The sequence below is a fragment of the Nocardioides hankookensis genome (genome assembly GCF_042658885.1).
Lineage (GTDB): Bacteria > Actinomycetota > Actinomycetes > Propionibacteriales > Nocardioidaceae > Nocardioides > Nocardioides hankookensis.
Genome location: NZ_JBHSRJ010000004.1, coordinates 152206 through 169058, shown reverse-complemented (window position 1 = coordinate 169058; position 16853 = coordinate 152206). Strand labels below are relative to the sequence as shown.

The 16853-nt window shown below is 71.6% G+C and carries 16 protein-coding genes; 7 read left to right on the top strand and 9 right to left on the bottom strand.

The features are described 5' to 3' along the window. Positions 1-20: 20 nt before the first annotated feature. The 8 genes from ACFPYL_RS07195 to ACFPYL_RS07160 all read right to left on the bottom strand — a co-directional run bounded on the left by ACFPYL_RS07195 (position 21) and on the right by ACFPYL_RS07160 (position 8801). Positions 21-1610 carry a methyl-accepting chemotaxis protein gene (locus ACFPYL_RS07195; protein WP_379152320.1) on the bottom strand — a complete coding sequence of 530 codons (1590 nt, stop codon included), beginning with the start codon at positions 1608-1610 and terminating at the stop codon, positions 21-23. Positions 1611-1647: 37 nt separating this feature from the next. Next, positions 1648-3216, bottom strand: a complete 1569-nt coding sequence (locus tag ACFPYL_RS07190; protein WP_379152317.1) for a methyl-accepting chemotaxis protein — start codon at positions 3214-3216, stop codon at positions 1648-1650. A gap of 35 nt (positions 3217-3251) precedes the next feature. Beyond that, the gene (locus tag ACFPYL_RS07185; protein WP_379152314.1) at positions 3252-3671 is read right to left on the bottom strand and encodes a chemotaxis protein CheW; all 420 of its coding nucleotides are present in this window, start codon (positions 3669-3671) and stop codon (positions 3252-3254) included. Beyond that, on the bottom strand, positions 3668-5908 hold the full coding sequence (locus tag ACFPYL_RS07180; protein WP_379152311.1) for a chemotaxis protein CheW: 2241 nt from the start codon (positions 5906-5908) through the stop codon (positions 3668-3670). The genes ACFPYL_RS07185 and ACFPYL_RS07180 overlap by 4 nt, the downstream gene beginning before the upstream one ends. A 97-nt stretch (positions 5909-6005) precedes the next feature. After that, the gene (locus ACFPYL_RS07175; protein WP_379152308.1) at positions 6006-6362 is read right to left on the bottom strand and encodes a hypothetical protein; all 357 of its coding nucleotides are present in this window, start codon (positions 6360-6362) and stop codon (positions 6006-6008) included. 110 nt (positions 6363-6472) lie between these two features. Continuing rightward, entirely contained in the window at positions 6473-6703 is a 231-nt protein-coding gene (locus ACFPYL_RS07170; protein WP_379152305.1) for a hypothetical protein, read from the bottom strand. A 126-nt stretch (positions 6704-6829) separates the two neighbouring features. Continuing rightward, the gene (locus ACFPYL_RS07165; RefSeq protein WP_379152302.1) at positions 6830-7492 is read right to left on the bottom strand and encodes a response regulator; all 663 of its coding nucleotides are present in this window, start codon (positions 7490-7492) and stop codon (positions 6830-6832) included. After that, positions 7485-8801, bottom strand: a complete 1317-nt coding sequence (locus ACFPYL_RS07160) for an ATP-binding protein (RefSeq protein ID WP_379152299.1) — start codon at positions 8799-8801, stop codon at positions 7485-7487. The genes ACFPYL_RS07165 and ACFPYL_RS07160 overlap by 8 nt, the downstream gene beginning before the upstream one ends. A gap of 145 nt (positions 8802-8946) precedes the next feature. Here ACFPYL_RS07160 and ACFPYL_RS07155 point away from each other — a divergent pair, with 145 nt between their 5' ends. From ACFPYL_RS07155 to ACFPYL_RS07145, 3 genes are read left to right on the top strand one after another with little or no spacing between them, the layout of a single operon-like run. Next, positions 8947-10140, top strand: coding sequence for a PspC domain-containing protein (locus ACFPYL_RS07155; RefSeq protein WP_379152296.1), 1194 nt, complete (start codon positions 8947-8949; stop codon positions 10138-10140). Then, positions 10137-10469 carry a hypothetical protein gene (locus tag ACFPYL_RS07150; RefSeq protein WP_379152293.1) on the top strand — a complete coding sequence of 111 codons (333 nt, stop codon included), beginning with the start codon at positions 10137-10139 and terminating at the stop codon, positions 10467-10469. Before ACFPYL_RS07155 ends, ACFPYL_RS07150 begins: the two co-directional genes overlap by 4 nt. Beyond that, positions 10466-10663 (top strand): PspC domain-containing protein, encoded by a 198-nt coding sequence (locus tag ACFPYL_RS07145; RefSeq protein ID WP_379152291.1) that lies wholly within the window; start codon positions 10466-10468, stop codon positions 10661-10663. The genes ACFPYL_RS07150 and ACFPYL_RS07145 overlap by 4 nt, the downstream gene beginning before the upstream one ends. Here ACFPYL_RS07145 and ACFPYL_RS07140 read toward each other — a convergent pair. Then, positions 10627-11652, bottom strand: a complete 1026-nt coding sequence (locus ACFPYL_RS07140) for a glycerophosphodiester phosphodiesterase (RefSeq protein ID WP_379152288.1) — start codon at positions 11650-11652, stop codon at positions 10627-10629. The two genes, ACFPYL_RS07145 and ACFPYL_RS07140, sit on opposite strands and share 37 nt — an antisense overlap. A 178-nt stretch (positions 11653-11830) precedes the next feature. Between ACFPYL_RS07140 and ACFPYL_RS07135 the strand changes: the two genes are divergently transcribed. Genes ACFPYL_RS07135 through ACFPYL_RS07120 form a run of 4 tightly spaced genes read left to right on the top strand, consistent with a single transcriptional unit; the run spans position 11831 to position 16852 of the window. After that, positions 11831-12373, top strand: coding sequence for a YbaK/EbsC family protein (locus ACFPYL_RS07135; protein WP_379152285.1), 543 nt, complete (start codon positions 11831-11833; stop codon positions 12371-12373). Positions 12374-12393: 20 nt separating this feature from the next. After that, positions 12394-13314: a hypothetical protein gene (locus tag ACFPYL_RS07130; RefSeq protein WP_379152283.1), complete on the top strand. Its 921-nt coding sequence runs from the start codon at positions 12394-12396 to the stop codon at positions 13312-13314. Positions 13315-13373: 59 nt separating this feature from the next. Further along, entirely contained in the window at positions 13374-15107 is a 1734-nt protein-coding gene (locus ACFPYL_RS07125; RefSeq protein ID WP_379152280.1) for an ABC transporter ATP-binding protein, read from the top strand. After that, the gene (locus ACFPYL_RS07120) at positions 15104-16852 is read left to right on the top strand and encodes an ABC transporter ATP-binding protein (protein WP_379152277.1); all 1749 of its coding nucleotides are present in this window, start codon (positions 15104-15106) and stop codon (positions 16850-16852) included. The genes ACFPYL_RS07125 and ACFPYL_RS07120 overlap by 4 nt, the downstream gene beginning before the upstream one ends. Position 16853 lies beyond the last annotated feature (1 nt).

Below are 16853 nucleotides of genomic sequence, written 5' to 3'. Positions count from 1 at the left end.
AGTGGGGGGTGGTGGGCGGATCAGCCCTGGTGGAATCGAGAGATCTCGACGCGGAGGGTCGCCGCCATCTGGGCGAGCTCGCCGATGGCCGAGAGCGTCTGGTTGACGGCGTCGGTGGTCGTGACGGCCGCCGTGGCGACGCCGTTGATGTTGGTGGCGATCTCGCCGGAGCCGGTCGAGGCGTCGGAGACGTTGCGCGACATCTCGTTGGTCGTCGCGGTCTGCTCCTCCACCGCCGAGGCGATGGTCAGCTGGTAGTCGTTGATCGAGGTGATGATCGTCGAGATCTCACCGATCGCCTCGACCGCACCCGTGGTGTCGCCCTGGATCGCCTCGACCCGACGCGCGATGTCCTCGGTGGCCCGCGCGGTCTCCTGCGCCAGCTCCTTGACCTCGTTCGCCACGACCGCGAAGCCCTTGCCGGCCTCACCAGCACGCGCGGCCTCGATCGTCGCGTTCAGCGCCAGCAGGTTGGTCTGCTCCGCGATCGAGGTGATCACCTTGACCACGTTGCCGATCTCCTGGCTCGACGTACCCAGCTTCGCGACGGTCTCGTTGGTGCGCTCGACGATGGTGACGGCCTCGGTCGCGACCCGGGCCGCGTCGTTGGCCGACGCGGCGATCTCACGGATCGAGGCACCCATCTCGTCGGCACCCGCGGCCACGGTCTGCACGTTGCGCGACACCTCGTCAGCAGCGCCCGCCACGACGCCGGCCTGCACCGAGGTCTCCTCAGCACCCGCAGCGATCTGCTGCGAGGACGCCGACAGCTCCTCCGACGCAGCAGCCACCGCGTCCGCCGAGCCCTGCACCGCGGTCACGATGCTCGACACCGAGTCGATCGACTGGTTGAGCGCGTGCTCCAGCTCGCCGAGCTCGGCGGTCGAGGTCTCCTCGGTCCGCTGGGTGAGGTCGCCACCGGCGAACGCGGTCAGCACGGAGACGCTGCGACGCAGCGGCCGCACGATCGAACGCGAGATGAGGGTGATCATCGTGACCATCAGCACCAGGCCGAGGACACCGACCCCGATCGTGTCCCTGAGGATCCGGTTGCGGAGAGCGTCCTGGTCCGCGTTGTAGGAAGCGGCCGTCGAGGTGAAGAGGTCGACGGTCTGGGTGACCACGTCGTCGACCGTCGCCGCCGTGCCCTGGAGCTCGTCGAGCCGGTGCCGGGCGGCAGGTTGGTTCGCCAGCGCCTGCTGCACGAAGGCGCTGACGGCGGTCACATGCCCCTCGAAGGCGGCCTTGAACTGCTGGGCGTCCTCCCCGCTGGTGCTGATCGCCAGCTTGGTGTCCTCCAGACCGATGCCCGAGAGCTCGTCGAGCAGGCTCGTCAGCTCGTCGACGTGCTCCTGGAGGTCGTCCGGGACGCCCGACGGGTCGTCGAGGCTGGCGGCGAGGTACGCGTCGTTGGTGATCTCGAGCGACACCGCGTCGATCTCGTCGATGATGCCGACCGCCGCATCCATCGTGTGCTGCTCCTCGGACGAGGCGCGCAGGTCGTTGATGCCCGAGATCGCGACGGCGCCGAGGATCGCCATCGTCAGGCCGCTGACGACGGCGACGGCCGTCAGTCGGCGCGCGACCGACAAGCTGCGCAGGCGGTTCATGGAGTGTCCTTGTCCGGGAGAGTGATGGACGGAGGGATCAGGCCCGCTGGAAGCGGGAGATCTGGCTGCGCAGCTCCGCGGACATGCCCGCGAGCTCGTCGATGGCCGAGCGGGACTGTGACAGCGCCTGCGTGGTCGCCTGCGCCGCACCCGAGACACCCGAGATGTTCGCGGCGATCTCGCCCGAACCACTCGAGGCCTCCGCCACGTTGCGCGACATCTCGTTCGTCGTCGCGGTCTGCTCCTCCACCGCCGAGGCGATGGTCAGCTGGTAGTCGTTGATCGAGGTGATGATCGTCGAGATCTCACCGATCGCCTCGACCGCACCCGTGGTGTCGCCCTGGATCGCCTCGACCCGACGCGCGATGTCCTCGGTCGCCCGCGCGGTCTCCTGCGCCAGCTCCTTGACCTCGTTCGCCACCACCGCGAACCCCTTGCCGGCCTCACCAGCACGCGCAGCCTCGATCGTCGCGTTCAGCGCCAGCAGGTTCGTCTGCTCCGCGATCGAGGTGATCACCTTGACCACGTTGCCGATCTCCTGGCTCGACGTACCCAGCTTCGCGACGGTCTCGTTGGTCACCTCGACCATCGAGACGGCTTGCGAGGCCACGCGGGCGGCCTCGTTCGCCGAGTGCGCGATCTCGCGGATCGAGGCACCCATCTGCTCGGCGCCGGCGGCCACCGTCTGCACGTTGCGCGACACCTCATCGGCCGCGCCCGCCACGACATCGGCCTGGACCGAGGTCTCCTCGGCACCCGCAGCGATCTGCTGCGAGGACGCCGACAGCTCCTCCGAGGCAGCAGCCACCGCGTCGGCCGAGCCGACCACGTCGCTGACGATGCGCGACACCGAGTCGATCGACTGGTTCAGGGACACCTCGAGCTCACCGAGCTCGGCTGCCGAGTTCTCGTCCACCCGCTGGGTGAGGTCGCCGCCGGCGAAGGCGCTGAGGGCGTCGATGCTGCGCCGCAGCGGCCGCGTGATGGAGCGGGTGATCAGGAAGGCCAGCGCGACCAGCGCGGCGAGACCGATCAGCGCGGCGACCCACAGCAGCGTGAGTGCGTGCGAGCGGGTGGTCTGCGCCTCGTGGCGGGCGTCGTCCGCCGCGCCCTCGATCTGGTCGATGGCACCGGAGAGCAGGTCGTCCATCTGGTCGTTGGCGGCCTGCACCTGCTCGACGTTGGCGCGCGCGGCCTTCGGGTCCTTGATCGCGGCGTCGACGAAGTCGGCGATCGCCTTCTCGTACCCGGCCCACGCCTGGTTGAACTGCTCCTCCTGGTCGCTCGCGGCGCCCAGCCCGATCGCGGACAGCTGAGCCATCAGGTCGTTGATCGTGGCGGTGTCGTCGACGACGTCCTGGGCGAGCGACGCGTTGTCCTCGTACGCGACGGCCTTGAGACCGTCCACCTTCAGCTCGCTGGAGCGCGTGTCGAGGGCGTGCATGAGCGAGCGCGCGTCCTCGTACTTCTGCAGGCCCTCGGCGTCGGACTCGAGGCCGCGGAAGCCCGAGTAGGCGACGCCGGCGACGACGGCAGAGGTGGCGGCGCCGATGACGGCGATCGCGGCGAGCCGGCGGCCCACCGTCCAGGTGATGTTCAGGGACATGACTGTTCTCCGGGTGTTGGTCGGGGAAGTACGAGTTAGGCGGCGACGGCTCTGTCGACGTCCAGGGCCAGCAGGAGCTGGCTGTCGAGCTTGTAGGCGCCGTGCAGGAACTCCCGCGACGGGCCGCTGAGCGTGTCGGGCGGCAGCTCGAACTGGTCGTCGTCGACGTCCATGACCGCACCGATGCTGTCCACGAGCAGGGCGATGGTCTCGCCCGCGACCCGGACGACCACGAGCATCGGCTCCTGGTCGGCGTCCCGGTCGGGGAGGCCGAGCCGCGCCCGCAGCTCGACCGCGCTGAGGACCTGCCCGCGGAGGTTGATCAGGCCGGAGACGCTGTCGGGTGCCAGCGGGATCCGGGTCTGGGGCTGTCCGCGGAGGACCTCCTGGACCGCGTTGACCTCGACGCCGAAGAGGCGTCCGTCGAGGGTGAAGGTCACCAGTCGGGTGCTCACATCGTCTCCTGGAGCTCAGCGTCGAACTCGTCGGACGCGGTGTAGAAGGTCGGGTCTGCGGAGAGGATCGCGGCCCGGACGTCGAGGACCTCGACGATCCGGTCGCGGACCAGGGTCGAGCCGAGGACGCCGTGGTCGGTGACCTCGGCGTGGAACTCGGTGTTCTCGTCCACGATGTCGACGATCTCGTCGACGGCGATGGCGACGCTGCGGTCACCGACCGTGTAGATGACGACCACCAGCTCGTCGCCCTCGCGGTCGCTGATCGCGCCGTAGTAGTTGTTGAGGCGCACCACCGGCAGGATGCCGCCGCGGTACTGCACGACCTCGCGGTTGCCGATCCGCTCGACGGCCGACTGGTCGAAGTTCTCCAGGCGGGTGACCGACGAGAGCGGGATGGCGACCTTGCGGCCACCACCGAGACCGGCGACCAGCAACCGCAGGCTCTCGGAGGCGACGCCCCGGGCGTCGTGGTCGTCGGCGTCCTCGAGCTCGAGCGCGTCGGCGTTCAGGACCCGGCGGGCGAGCGCCTGCACGTCGAGGATCAGCGCGACCCGACCGTCGCCCAGGATGGTGGCGCCGGAGTAGGTGCCGATCGCCTTCATCTGGGAGCCGAGCGGCTTGACGACGATCTCCTCAGTGCTGAGGACCCGGTCGATGACGAGGCCGAAGCGCTTGCCCTCGGCCTGGAGCACCGCGATGACGACGTGGCCGTCGGAGCGGTCGGACTCGACGCCGAGCACCTCGGCGAGGCGGACGAGCGGGAGCAGGGTGCCGCGCAGGCGGTAGACCGAGGCGCCGTTGATGTCCTCGACGGCGTTCGCCGCGCGGTCGGCGTCCAGCGACACGAGCTCGAGCAGGCTGACCTGCGGGATCGCGTACCGGTCGCCGGCGCACTCGACGGTGAGCGCGGGGACGATCGCGAGGGTGAGCGGGATGCGCAGGCGGCACGTCGTACCGCGGCCCACGACCGACTCCACCTCGATGGTGCCGCCGATGCCCTCGATGTTGGTCTTCACGACGTCCATGCCGACACCGCGGCCGGACACGTTGGTCACGGCGGCGGCGGTCGAGAAGCCGGGCACGAAGATCAGCTGGAGGACGTCGGTGGGCGACATCTGCGCGATCTGCGCCTGGGTGCGCAGGCCACGCTCGACGGCCTTCGCGGCCACCTTCTCCGAGTCGATGCCGGCGCCGTCGTCGCTGACCTCCACGACGACCTGGCCGCCCTGGTGGTAGGCGCGCAGGGTGAGGACGCCCTCGGCCGGCTTGCCGGCGGCGACGCGGTCCTCCGGGCTCTCGAGCCCGTGGTCGACGCCGTTGCGGACGAGGTGGGTGAGCGGGTCCTTGACGGCCTCGAGCAGCGTGCGGTCGAGCTCGGTCTCCTTGCCGACCATGGTCAGCGAGACCTGCTTGCCGCAGTTGGCGCCGAGGTCACGGACGACGCGCGGCAGCTTCGACCAGAGGTTGTCGATGGGCTGCATGCGGGTCTTCATGACCCCCTCCTGCAGCTCGCTGGCAATCAGGTTGAGGCGCTGGGAGGAGCGCATCAGGTCGACGTCCTGCTGGTCGCCGGCCTGGCGGACGATCTGGTTGCGGGTGAGCACGAGCTCACCGACCAGGCGCATCAGGGTGTCGAGCAGGTCGACGTCGACGCGGATCGAGGAGTCGGCGACGGTACGACGGTGGACCTGGTCCTCGTGCTCGACGACCGGCTCGGCCGCGGTGGGGACCAGGGCGGCCGGGGCGGCGACGGGTACGACGGGGGCCTCGGGCGCCAGCTCGACGGCCGCCTCGACAACAGCCTCGACGACGGCCTCCGGAACCGGTGCGACCACCGGCTCGGGGGTCTTGCCGTCCAGGATGGCGGTGATCTGGCCGACCACGACGCTCACGTCGGTGTCGCCCTCGCCGCCGGTCTGCTCGATCGTCGCGAGCAGGTCGCGGACGGTGTCGACCATCGCGAGCAGCACGTCGGTCGTCTGCGGGCTCATCGACATCTTGCCGTCCCGCAGCCGGGCGAGGAGGTTCTCGCCGACGTGGGTCACCGACTCCAGCTGACCGAAGGCGAGGAAGCCGCTCGTGCCCTTGATCGTGTGGATGGTGCGGAAGATGCTGCCGAGCAGGTCTCGCGAGTCGGGCTCGCGCTCGAGCGCGACCAGGTCGCGGTCGAGCTGGTCCAGGTTCTCGTGGCTCTCCACGAGGAACTCCTGGACGATCTCGTCGATCTCATCCACGGTGGGCTGCCTCTCGTCGTTCGTGCCGTTCGACGAGGCATATCGGCCATCCCGGGGACGACCTGAGCGAAGATCCCGCGGGACCTACTGGTCTGGATCAGACGTGGGCGGGCACCCAGAACACGGCGACGCAGACGTTGGCGACCGTGAGGAGCAGCAGGATCGCCCAGAGACCCGTCGCGATCCGTTCCTTGCGGAGGTTGGCCATCACCAGCACCAGGATGGCCAGACCGATCAGGCTCTTGACCGCGATCTTGGCGTGGTCGACCGATCCGTCGCCCGCCTCGATGACGCCGACCAGCAACAGGCCCGCGACGAACGCCGTACCGGCGCCGTCACGCATCAGGCCGTTGACGACCTTCTCCGGACGCCGCGCCTGGACCAGCAGGCCACCGAAGAGCGCGGCGAACCCGAGCAGGTGGATGACCAGCAGCAGGTGGCGCAGGAAGTCCATGCGCTCATCCTAGGGAGGATCCGCGGATGTCATGGCGACGCAATGGCGCTGGAACGACACTGTCCCCGCCCGCGCCGTGACGTTCCCCGCCCGGTGGGAAAGGTTGTCTATCAGCTGCCGGGGGCGGGCTCCGGTCGGTCCGGGGTCCTCCGACGGCGAGCCGCGAACCTGCGGGCACCCTGGAGAGCGCCCCGGAGGCACGCACCGGCCGCGGCCGCGGCAACGACCAGGGACGCCTGGCGGAGGTCGTCGAGCCACCAGGCCGTGAGGAGCCAGAGGACGCCGATGAAGAGGACGAACGAGGCCGCGCGCGCCCGCCACGTGTCAGGTCGGCGCGTCAACACGGTCCACCATGACCGCGCGCTCGCCCTCACAGCCACAGTGTGACAGCCCAGGGCCCGCCGCCGGACGTCATACGGAAAGAGCATGCGGACACACCATCCGTATGACGTCCCGGTCGGCGGTGCTCAGAGCAGCCTGCGGTCCGAGGCCCAGCGGGTGAGCTCGTGTCGCGAGGACAGCTGGAGCTTGCGCAGCACGCTCGACATGTGGGTCTCGACGGTCTTGATGGAGATGAACAGCTCCTTGGCCACCTCCTTGTAGGCGTAGCCCCGGGCGATCAGCCGCATCACCTCGCGCTCGCGCTCGGTGAGGCGGTCGAGGTCCTCGTCGACCGCGGCGACGTCGATCGATCCGGAGAAGGCGTCGAGCACGAAGCCGGCGAGGCGGGGCGAGAAGACGGCGTCGCCCTCAGCGACCCGGCCGATCGCCTGCACCAGCTCGGGTCCGGTGATCGTCTTGGTGACGTAGCCGCGGGCGCCGCCTCGGATGGTGCCGATGACGTCCTCGGCGGCGTCGCTGACGCTGAGGGCGAGGTAGCGGGTGTCCGGCGACGCGTTGGACGTCGCCATCCTGCGCATCACCTCGACTCCCCCGCCGCCGGGCAGGTGCACGTCGAGCAGCACCACCTGGGGCCGGTGCTCGGTGACCATCGCGATCGCCTCGTCGACGTCGGCCGCCTCGGCGCGTACGTCGACGAGCCCACGCCCGGCGCTCTCCAGCTCCGCGCGGACGCCGCGCCGGAACATGGCGTGGTCGTCGACGATCACGACGCTGACCGGGTCACTCATGGGTTTCCTCCTGTGCTGCTCGTGCGTCCTGGTGCCGGGTCAGGTGCAGGCGCACCTCGGTCCCCTCGCCGGGCGTGGACCGGACCTCGGCCGATCCTCCGTGGCGCTGCATCCGGTCGACGATGCTGTTGCGTACGCCGTACCGGTCGGCCGGCACGGTGGCCAGGTCGAAGCCGCGGCCCCGGTCGCGCACGAAGACGTCCACGGCGGTGTCGCCGACCTCGGCGTAGACGTCGACCTTGCCGGTGCCGGCGTGCTTGGCGGCGTTGGTGACGGCCTCGCCGGTGGCGTGCACGATCGGGCGCAGCAGCTCGTCGAGGTCGCAGTCGCCGACGTTGACGACGTCGACGGAGACGGCGTACTCGTCCTCGATGCGGGCCGCGACGCCGCGCAGCGCGCTGGCGACGGTGCGCTCGTCGGTCGACTCGCCGGCGTACAACCACGACCGGAGGTCGCGCTCCTGGGCGCGGGCGAGGCGGGCGACGGTGGCGCTGTCGTCGGCGTTCTTCTGGATCAGGGCGAGCGTCTGCAGCACCGAGTCGTGCAGGTGCGCGGCGACGTCGGCGCGCTCCTGGGTGCGCACCCGCTCGGCGCGCTCGTCGCTCAGGTCGGAGGCCAGGCGGTAGATCCAGGGCCCGATGACGATCGCCAGCCCGACGACGGTGAGCAGGGCGGCGACGGTGACGTCGCGGGCCATCCCGACGGAGCCGCCGCTGAAGGAGTAGAGGACGAGCGCGAGCACGATGAGCCCGATGCCTGCGGCGACGCGGGCGTACGACGCCCAGCCGCCGTCACCGAAGACGACCCGCTTGGGGTTGATCCGGCCGGAGCTGTCGAGCCACCGCTCGCGCTGCGCCTCGTCGGCCTGCCGCCAGAGCAGCGCGATGCCGACGATGCCGATCACGAGCGGCCAGAAGACGGCGCCGCGGCCGAGCACGGCCTCGAGCAGCAGGATCGCGCCGAGACCGAGCGCCGCCAGGGCGATCGCCGGGCCGACGTCGGTGAGCCGGCGGATCCGACCGGGGCGGCGGCCGCCGCGAGTCGCGCTCTCGATGCCCGGGGCCGCGGTCTCGAAGTGGGCGTCGGACGGGAGCATCCACCACAGGGCGGCGTAGAGGAGGACGCCCGAGCCACCGAGGAACGCCGCGATGACGAAGGCGGCCCGCACCCACAGCACCGGGAACCCGAGGTGGTGCGCGAGCCCGGCGGCGACGCCGCCGAGGATCGGCTCCTGCGTGTCGCGGTAGGCGCGCCGGCCTCCCATCGGGACCGACGCGCCTGCGTCGGCGGTGGCGTGCGTGCTGTTCATGTCGGGGTCAATCGTCACATAGCGGGGCACCCCGGACCATGAGGGCGAACCCCGGCGCGACCCTGACCGCGGGCTCCCTCCCCCGGTCCAGGATCAGGGGCGTCCCCGATGGTCCGGGGCTCGCCGAGGACGCAGGCTTGGTGCCATGACCACCACACCGCCCGAAGCTCCCTCCGGCCCGCCGCCGCAGGACCCGACCGGGGCCACTGGCCCTCGCGTCGACCGCGACCAGGTCCGCGACCTCGGCCGGCTGCGCCGCTCCACCACCGACCGCAAGGTCGCGGGGGTGGCGGGCGGCCTCGGCCGGCACCTCGACGTCGACCCGCTGATCCTGCGGGTCGCGTTCGTCGTGTTCGTCTTCTTCGGTGGTGCCGGCCTCATCCTGTACGGCGCATGCTGGCTGCTCGTCCCGGAGGACGGCGACGACAAGGCGCCGTTCAACCTCGACGAGCGGACCCGCACGGTCGCGCTCGTCATCGTCGGCGGCGTCGCCGCGCTCGCACTGATCGGCGACTCGTGGGGTGCCTTCTGGTTCCCGTGGCCGATCGCGATCGTCGCGCTGGTCGCCCTGTGGCTGCTGACCCGCAACAACCCGCCCAAGGACGCCGCCACCCCGTCGGCACCCGCGCCGTACGCCGCCGTCCCGGCGACCCCCGTCGCACCCCCTGCCAGCTACTACGCACCGCCGCCGCCCCCGCAGCAGCCCTACGTCGCGCCGGCGCCGTACGTGCGTCCGCCCAACCCGCGCAAGCGCGGACCCATCCTCTTCTGGTTCACCCTCGCGCTGATCGCCCTGTGCGAGGGCCTGCTCGGGATGATCGACCTGGCCGGCGCGAACGTCGCCCCGGGCGCCTACCCGGCCCTGGCGGTCGGCATCTGCGGCGTGATGCTGCTGGTCGGCTCGTTCTTCGGCCGGGCGGGCGGCATCATCCTGCTCGGCCTGGTCGCGACCGTCGGACTCACGGTGGCGACCGCCGCGGACCAGATCGACGCCGACTCCTACACCGCGACTCCCGCGACGGCGGCCGACGTCGAGGCGGACTACTCGCTCGACGCGGGTGAGCAGCGGATCGACCTCTCCCAGGTGAGCGACATCGACAACCTCGACGGCCGCACGATCACCGTCGACGGCCACGTCGGGACGATCGACGTCACCTTGCCGCCAGGCGTCCGCGCCGACATCGACGCGACCATCGACGGCCCCGGCGACATCAAGCTGTTCGGCGCCGAGGAGAGCGACTGGGGCGTCGAGCAGCACCGCATCGTCGGACCCGTCGACGCGCCCACCATCACGCTGGACCTCAACCTCAGCGTCGGAGAGATCGAGGTGACCCGATGACCACCACCACGCACGACCCCGAGAAGCAGTCCGGGCGCCACTCCGTCAACGTCGGCCACCTGGTCATGGGGATCGCCTTCCTCGGCCTCGTCGGTGTCTGGGCCCTGATCCAGACCGACGCGGTCGGCGGCGACGACGTGCGCTGGCTGCTGCCGGTGCCGTGGGTGCTGGCCGGCCTCGCCGGACTGCTCGCCATCGGCGTCTCGGGCAGCAAGCGCTGGTCGACGCGCCAGGTCGGCTGGGTACCGCCCGCCCCCACCACCGACGACACCACGGTCATCGAGACCGAGACCGACATCGCGGACGAGAACGACGAGGAGCTCCGATGAACACCACCACCAGCAAGCGCCTGACCCGCCGCAGGGACGACCGGATGATCGCCGGCGTCTGCTCCGGCGTGGCCGACTACCTCGGGCTCGACCCGACCCTGGTCCGGCTGCTCGCCGTCGTGGCCGGCATCTTCAGCGTGGGCGCGGTCGCCGTCGCCTACATCGCCGCCTGGATCCTGATGCCGGAGGCGTGAAGGCGCCGGGCCTCCAGCGTCGTGTCCGGCTGATCCGTGAAGAGCCCGTCCACCCCCGCGTCGAGGAACGCCTGCGTCTCCTCGATCGAGTCACCGGGGTCGGACGGGCTCTCGCCGCGTCGGTAGCCGGTCGGCAGGAAGACGTTCTCGTCGCGCATCGTCCAGACGTGCACCTGGAGGCCGACCGCGTGGGCGTCGTCGACCAGCGACGACGGGTCGCCGATCGTGCCGACCCCGGGGTGTCGAGGCAGCACCAGGTCCTTCGCGACGCCGACCGCGTCGGCCCACCGGGCCACCCGCCGCAGGCCGGTCGAGGTCACCAGGTCGCTCAGCTGTCGGCTGGGACCGGTGGCCTCGACCAGCTGCACCAGCGGCAGGCCGGTGCGTGACCGGAGCCACTGGAGGTTGGCGGGCTCGAAGGACTGGATGAAGACCGGGGCCTCCGGGCCGCCGTACCCGTGCACCGCGAGGGTGTCGAGCAGCGGCTCCTCCAGCGCGAGCCCGATGCTGTCGAAGTACGACGGGTGCTTGGTCTCGGGGTAGACGCCGATCTCACGGCCGAGCCGCTCGGACTCCGCGGTGACGAGGCCGAGGATCTCCTCGAACGTCGGGATGTCGTAGCGCCCGTCGAAGCGCGTGTTCTGCGGCCGGACCTCGGGGAGCCGCTCGACCGCCCGCAGCGTCTTGAGCTCGGCGAGCGTGAAGTCCTCGACGAACCAGCCCGACACCGCACGGCCGTCGATCTCCTTGGTGGTCAGCCGGTCCGCGAACTCGCCGCGCCGGCCGACGTTCGTCGTGCGGCTGATCTCGGCCTCGTGCCGGGCGACGAGCACGCCGTCCTTGGTCGACACCAGGTCGGGCTCGACGTAGTCGGCACCGAGGGCGATCGCCAGGCGGTACGACGCGAGCGTGTGCTCGGGCCGGTAGCCGGAGGCGCCGCGGTGTGCGATGACGAGGGGCTGCTGCACCATGGACTGGGCCGGTCGCATGTCCTCAGCACAGCCCGGGCTGGTGTCCGTGGGACGGAAGGGACGTGAACCCCAGGTGAAGCCGTCTGGCCGAATCGTGACTCTTGGTCACCCCAATCGGGAGTTCTGGTCACCGCACGTGACCAGAAGTCCGGACTCGACTGACCAGAAGTCACGATTCGGCGGGCAGGATGAGGCCATGACGACGCCGAGCCTGGGCCGCCTCGAGACCGTGCCCGCCCTGGACCGCCCTGACCTGCTGGCCGACCCCGTGGCCGCCGCCCTCCGGGACTGGCCGCGTGCGGCCGAGGTGGGCGTGGTCGAGATCGACCCCGCGATCGCCGACACCGCGGCGATGTCGGCGGCGTACGACCTCGGCATGGACACCGGCGCCAACTGCGTCCTGGTGGGCGGGCGCCGAGACGGCGAGGAACGGGTCGCCGCGTGCTTGGTGCGCGCGGACACCCGCGCCGACGTCAACAACGTCGTGAAGCGGACGCTCGACGTGCGCAAGGCGTCGTTCCTGGCGATGGACCGCGCGGTCGAGGAGTCGGGCATGGAGTACGGCGGGATCACGCCGGTCGGGCTGCCCGTCGGCTGGCGGCTGCTCGTGGACCCCCGGGTGCTCGACATCGAGGTCGCGGTGATCGGCTCCGGCGTACGCCGCTCCAAGCTGCTGATCCCGGGTCGGCTCGCCGCCGACCTGCCCGGAGCCGAGGTGATCGAGGGACTCGCGGGCTGAGCCTGCGCCACACTGCTCCCATGGGACCCAGCAGGATGGTGTGGCTCGTCGCGGTGGCGTTGCTGGCCACCGCCTGCTCGTCCGGCGACAGCACGTCCGCGAATGCGCCGGAGCCCTCCCCGTCCCGGTCGATCCGCACGCTGAGCCCGCTGCCGATGCCGACCCAGCCCCCGCCGACCGGCAGGCTCATCGCCGACATGCGCCAGTCCTCGCGTGATGCCGCGGCCGGGCGGATGGAGGTGTGGATCGACAACGACACCGCGGGCGAGGTCACGCCGACCCGCATCACCTACCGCGACCCGCGCTACCGCACGCCGCTGCCCGGCACCCGGCTGCGCCCGATCCCGTCGCAGTCCGAGCGCGGCTTCCAGTTCCTGCTCCCGCCGCTGCCCGCCTGCGACCACCCGCGCGGCAGCGGCACCGTCACCGTCACGTACGGCGGGAAGTCCACCATCCTGCCCGTCGAGGACGAGACGAACGTCGCCGGCCGCTTCACCACCGCGCGCTGCCTCGAGCTCGCCGTCGCCCGCGTCGCGGACCTCTCCTGGGACGACGACGTCGACTTCAGCGGCGAGGTCGGCGACCCCGGCACGTTGACCCTCGTCGTCCGCCCGACCGGGACGGCGGGGTCGACGCTCACCATCGACAGCGTCTCCGGCACCCCGATCATCGCTCCCGTCGGCACCGACGTCTGGCGCCCCGACGTCACCGTCCACGGCACCGACGCCCCCTCCCGCGTCGGCCTGACGATGAAGCCGAACCGGTGCGACGACCACGCGTTCCAGGAGTCCGGCGGCGCGACGGCGTTCAAGATCGGGCTGCACCTCGACGGTGAGCCGGGCCAGATCACCTTGCGGATGAGCATCCCCGGCGCCAAGAACGCGATCGACTTCGCGAAGGGCTCCTGCGGCGACCTCGACACCGTCTCCGGCGGCGGGTGACGGCCGTCACCGCGAAAACAATTCGCTGACGAAGGGCTTCCCTCCGTAGCGTGGGTCGGGTGCGCCAGCTCCCCCTCGACCACCCCGGTACGCCGGAGACGCGCACCCCCGGCCGGTTCCTGTGGTGGATGGCGCGGATGCAGTGGCCGACGCTGGCCGGCGGCATGTTCTTCGGCATCGTCTGGATGAGCGCGCAGGCCGTGATGCCGGCCGTGATCGGCCACGCGATCGACGACGGCGTCGCCGCGAAGGACCGCTCGGCCCTGCTCGAGTGGGCCGCCGTCCTCTTCGGGATCGGCCTCGTGCAGGCCGGCGCCGGCATCATGCGACACCGGTTCGCGGTCACGAACTGGCTGCTCGCGGCGTACCGCGTCGTCCAGCTCGTCACCCGCCAGGCGACCCGCCTCGGCGGCACCCTGCCGCGCAAGGTCTCGACCGGCGAGGTCGTCGCGATCGGCACCAACGACCTGTCCCACATCGGCCAGGTCATGGACGTCTCCGCCCGCTTCTCCGGCGCGATCGTCTCCTTCTTCATCGTCTCCGCGATCCTGCTGCGCACCTCGGTGACGCTCGGCCTCGTCGTGCTCGTCGGCGTCCCGCTGCTGATGGTCGGCGTCGCGCCGATCCTCGGCCCGCTCCAGCGCCGCAGCGCGCACCAGCGTCACCTGATGGGCCGGCTCTCCAACACCGCCAGCGACATCGTCGGCGGCCTGCGGGTGCTGCGCGGCATCGGCGGCGAGCAGGTCTTCGCCGACCGCTACCGCCGCGAGTCGCAGACCACCCGGACCGCGGGCGTCCAGGTCGCCAAGCTCCAGTCGGTGCTCGACGCCCTCCAGGTCTTCCTGCCCGGCCTCTTCGTCGTGGTCGTGGTCTGGATCGGCGCGCGGTACGCCGTGCAGGGCACGATCACCCCCGGCGAGCTGGTCGCGTTCTACGGCTACTCGGCGTTCCTGATGATCCCGCTGCGCACGGCGACCGAGTACGCCAACAAGGTGATCCGTGCCCGGGTGGCGGCGGCCCGCATCGTGCACGTGCTGGCCCTGGAGCCGGACGTCGCCGTACCCGCAGAGATCGCGCCGTCGCCGGCCGTCGGCTCCGACCTCGTCGACGCCCGCACCGGACTGACGGTGCGCGCCGGGCAGCTGACCGCGATCGTCAGCGAGCAGCCCGACGACTCCGCCGCGCTCGCCGACCGGCTCGGCATGACCGCGTCGCCCGTCGACGACGAGGTCAGCCTGGGCGGCGTCCCGCTCACCTCGCTGCACCCCCGCGAGGTCCGCGAGCGCATCGTCGTCTCCGACACGGGCGCGATGTTCTTCTCCGGCCCGCTCGGTGCCGGCCTCGACCTGAGCGGCCACGGCGACGTCGCCCGGGCCCTCGAGACCGCCTCCGCGGGCGACGTGCTCGACGCGCTGCCCGACGGCCTCGAGACCCTGGTCGCCGAGCGAGGCCGCAGCTTCTCCGGCGGACAGCGGCAGCGGCTGGTGCTGGCGCGGGCGCTCACGACCGATCCCGAGGTGCTGGTGCTCGTCGAGCCGACCTCGGCCGTCGACGCGCACACCGAGGCCCGGATCGCGTCCCGCCTGCGCGGCCACCGGGCCGGGCGTACGACGGTCGTCACCTCCACCAGCCCACTGATGCTGGACGCCGCGGACGTCGTCGCGTTCCTCGACGGAGGCCGCGTCGTCGCGACCGGCACGCACGCCGAGCTCCTCGAGACGAGCCCGACCTACCGCCGCGTCGTCACCCGCGAGTCCGAGGCCGAGCTGGCCGTCAGCGAGGTCGCACGATGACCACCCACCTCCCCGTCGCCGACACCCGCACGGTCCGCAAGTACGTCGGCACGCTGGCCCGCCGCCACCCGAGGATGCTCTACGGCGCGCTCGCGCTGCACGTCGCTGCTGCGGTCGCGGGCCTGGCCGCGCCGCGCCTGCTCGGTGGTCTCGTCGAGTCCGTCGAGCAGGGCACCACCACCGACCACGTCGACACGATCATCGGGCTGCTCGCGGTCTTCCTGGTCGCGCAGACCGTCCTGACCCGCTTCGCCCGCTACCTCAGCCAGGTGCTCGGCGAGCAGGTGCTGGCCGAGCTCCGCGAGGACTTCGTCGACAACACCCTCGCGCTGCCGGTCGGCGTCGTGGAGGACGCCGGCTCCGGCGACCTGCTCACCCGGACCAGCCGCGACGTCGACCAGCTCGGCTGGTCGGTGCGGATGGCCCTGCCCGAGTGGACGATCGCGGTCGTCACCGCGGTCCTCACCTTCGTCGCCGCGATCACGGTCGGCTGGTGGGTGGCACTGCCCTGCCTGCTCGGCGTGCCCCCGCTGGTGATCGGCCTGCGCTGGTACCTCAAGCGCGCCAAGGACGGCTACCTGCGCGAGAGTGCGACGTACTCCCAGATCAACGCGACGCTCACCGAGACCGTCGAGGGGGCGCGCACCGTCGAGGCGCTCGGCCTGGGTGAGCGGCGGGTCCGGGCGAGCGACGACGACATCCACAAGTCCTACCTGGCCGAGCGCTACACGCTCTACCTGCGCACCGTCTTCTTCCCCAACATGGAGATCGCCTACCTGATCCCGACGGTGGCCACGCTGCTCTTCGGCGGCTACCTCTACACGCAGGGTCAGGTCTCGCTCGGCGCGGTCACCGCCGCGACGCTCTACGTGCAGATGCTGATCGACCCCGTCGACCGGATCGTCTCGATCCTCGACGAGCTCCAGCTCGGCGCCGCCTCGCTCGCCCGCCTGCTCGGCGTCGCGCAGGTCCCCGACGACCGCGAGGTCAGCGGCCGCGAGCCCACCGGCGAGCAGATCGCCGCCGACGACGTGCGCTTCTCGTACGTCGAGGGGCGCGACGTCCTGCACGGTGTCGACCTCGACGTCGGGGTCGGCGAGCGGATCGCCATGGTCGGCCCGTCGGGCGCCGGGAAGTCCACGCTCGGGCGCCTGCTCGCCGGCATCCACCCGCCGCGCACCGGCTCGGTCACGGTCGGCGGCGTCGGCCTCACCGAGCTGCCGCTCGACGACCTGCGCGGCCACGTCGCCCTGGTGACGCAGGAGCACCACGTGTTCGTGGGCTCGGTCCGCGAGAACCTCGTGCTCGCCCGCCCCGGCTCCTCCGACGACCAGGTCCGCGAGGCGCTCGACGCCGTCGACGCGCTCGACTGGGTCGAGGCGCTCCCCGAGGGCCTCGACACCGAGGTCGGCTCGGGTGGTCGCGCGGTCACGGCCGCGCAGGCGCAGCAGATCGCGCTCGCCCGCCTGGTGCTCGCCGACCCGCACACGCTGGTGCTCGACGAGGCCACCTCGCTGATCGACCCGCGCGCGGCCCGCCACCTGGAGCGCTCGCTGGCCGCCGTGCTCGAGGGCCGCACCGTGATCGCGATCGCGCACCGCCTCTTCTCCGCCCACGACGCCGACCGGGTCGCCGTCGTCGAGGACGGCCGGATCGCCGAGCTCGGCTCGCACGACGAGCTGGTCGAGGCGGGCGGTTCCTACGCGGCCCTCTGGGACAGCTGGCACGGCCGCAGCTCCACCTGAC

Bases quoted from the DNA above. Each gene is read 5' to 3' on its own strand.
- ACFPYL_RS07130 (WP_379152283.1), top strand. From the start codon at position 12,394: ATGGGACCCAGCAGGATGGTGTGGCTCGTCGCGGTGGCGTTGCTGGCC.
- ACFPYL_RS07195 (WP_379152320.1), bottom strand. From the start codon at position 1,610: ATGAACCGCCTGCGCAGCTTGTCGGTCGCGCGCCGACTGACGGCCGTC.
- ACFPYL_RS07155 (WP_379152296.1), top strand. From the start codon at position 8,947: ATGACCACCACACCGCCCGAAGCTCCCTCCGGCCCGCCGCCGCAGGAC.
- ACFPYL_RS07120 (WP_379152277.1), top strand. From the start codon at position 15,104: ATGACCACCCACCTCCCCGTCGCCGACACCCGCACGGTCCGCAAGTAC.
- ACFPYL_RS07190 (WP_379152317.1), bottom strand. From the start codon at position 3,216: ATGTCCCTGAACATCACCTGGACGGTGGGCCGCCGGCTCGCCGCGATC.
- ACFPYL_RS07165 (WP_379152302.1), bottom strand. From the start codon at position 7,492: ATGAGTGACCCGGTCAGCGTCGTGATCGTCGACGACCACGCCATGTTC.
- ACFPYL_RS07135 (WP_379152285.1), top strand. From the start codon at position 11,831: ATGACGACGCCGAGCCTGGGCCGCCTCGAGACCGTGCCCGCCCTGGAC.
- ACFPYL_RS07140 (WP_379152288.1), bottom strand. From the start codon at position 11,652: ATGCGACCGGCCCAGTCCATGGTGCAGCAGCCCCTCGTCATCGCACAC.
- ACFPYL_RS07150 (WP_379152293.1), top strand. From the start codon at position 10,137: ATGACCACCACCACGCACGACCCCGAGAAGCAGTCCGGGCGCCACTCC.
- ACFPYL_RS07145 (WP_379152291.1), top strand. From the start codon at position 10,466: ATGAACACCACCACCAGCAAGCGCCTGACCCGCCGCAGGGACGACCGG.
- ACFPYL_RS07175 (WP_379152308.1), bottom strand. From the start codon at position 6,362: ATGGACTTCCTGCGCCACCTGCTGCTGGTCATCCACCTGCTCGGGTTC.
- ACFPYL_RS07160 (WP_379152299.1), bottom strand. From the start codon at position 8,801: ATGAACAGCACGCACGCCACCGCCGACGCAGGCGCGTCGGTCCCGATG.